The 1,096-nt window shown below is 44.3% G+C and carries 3 protein-coding genes and 1 pseudogene; 1 reads left to right on the forward strand and 3 read right to left on the reverse strand.

From position 1 onward, the window contains the following. Window positions 1-49: 49 nt before the first annotated feature. Genes ACUVJL_RS34275 through ACUVJL_RS34285 form a run of 3 tightly spaced genes read right to left on the reverse strand, consistent with a single transcriptional unit; the run spans window position 50 to window position 820 of the window. Entirely contained in the window at window positions 50-283 is a 234-nt protein-coding gene (locus tag ACUVJL_RS34275) for a DUF433 domain-containing protein (RefSeq protein WP_445249910.1), read from the reverse strand. Between the two features lie 35 nt (window positions 284-318). Then, window positions 319-561, reverse strand: a complete 243-nt coding sequence (locus ACUVJL_RS34280; protein WP_445249911.1) for a hypothetical protein — start codon at window positions 559-561, stop codon at window positions 319-321. After that, entirely contained in the window at window positions 542-820 is a 279-nt protein-coding gene (locus tag ACUVJL_RS34285; RefSeq protein ID WP_445249912.1) for a BrnT family toxin, read from the reverse strand. The genes ACUVJL_RS34280 and ACUVJL_RS34285 overlap by 20 nt, the downstream gene beginning before the upstream one ends. 120 nt (window positions 821-940) lie before the next feature. On the opposite strand from ACUVJL_RS34285, the pseudogene ACUVJL_RS34290 reads away from it, so the two are divergent. Beyond that, window positions 941-1,096: pseudogene (locus ACUVJL_RS34290) on the forward strand (threonine ammonia-lyase, biosynthetic); the annotation flags it as partial.

Below are 1,096 nucleotides of genomic sequence, written 5' to 3' on the forward strand. Positions count from 1 at the left end.
CTCAACCATTCTGCGAGACTAGGAGGAAGTTGAGCATTTAGCCAGAAAATCATACAGCAATCCTCGGAAAGTCAATTCGGAGTGCAGCAAACAGCAAGCAAGCTTGAATATCTTCAGGTTCTAAATCGGGAAAATCTGCCAAAATTTCACTGGCAGGCACATTATCTGCTAGAGTTTCCAGAATATCGCTAACTCGAATTCTCATGCCTCGGATACAGGGGCGGCCTCCACATTTACCCGGAGTTTGAGTAATGCGATCGAGTAAAGCAGCTTTGTCTAGCATAAGTCTTACCTAGAGAAAGTCATTATTTTAGGAATTTAAACTGTCTCCCCACTACTTGCTTGAGGCATCGCTTCAATCAGCGCCCGAAGCACCTTGTTTACTGCCTCCGGTGTTGAGAAAATCCGGGCAATATCCTCATCCAAAACAACGACTGTCATTTGTTGCTTTCCACTGCGATTTGCAAAACGGTTGGGTTTGGCTTTTTTGTAGTCCAAGCGGTACTCCGGTAAAAGCTCATCTTCCGAGTTTGAAGAGTCATTAAAAGGCGTTTTCTTCATAGTCTTCACGCTCCTTTTTCGTGGCTAGACGGGCACTAATGATAGGGATTGCATTTCCACGTTCAGTATAGCTGACTAGCAGCAACTGATTATTTTGAGAGTGACCAATGATAATTTCACGTCGCTCATCTTGTGAATGTTTTTCATCATCAAAAATTACGGCAAGTGGATTGTAGAAAACGGTTTTTGCTTGTTCAAAATTTACACCGTGCTTGTTGAGATTGATAGCTGCTTTGATTTCGTCCCATTCAAATTCCATGATAACTTCCGATCGCCCGTTAGCGAAGCCCTCGAAGAGGAACGCCAATTCTCCGCAAAATACTAACACAAGTACCGTACAATTATCCCACCATCCGGCATCAACCCACCTGTTAACCCCATGCTTTGCGATTATCTGGTACAAATCCTCACCGCCCGCGTCTACGATGTTGCTCAAGAAACAGCCCTAGAAGTAGCCCCCAATCTATCAGCACGGCTCAACAATAAACTTTTGCTGAAGCGAGAGGATATGCAGTCGGTGTTTTCCTTCAAACTG

Origin of the sequence: Microcoleus sp. OTE_8_concoct_300, assembly GCF_031383065.1 — a bacterium.
Taxonomy (GTDB): domain Bacteria; phylum Cyanobacteriota; class Cyanobacteriia; order Cyanobacteriales; family Microcoleaceae; genus Microcoleus.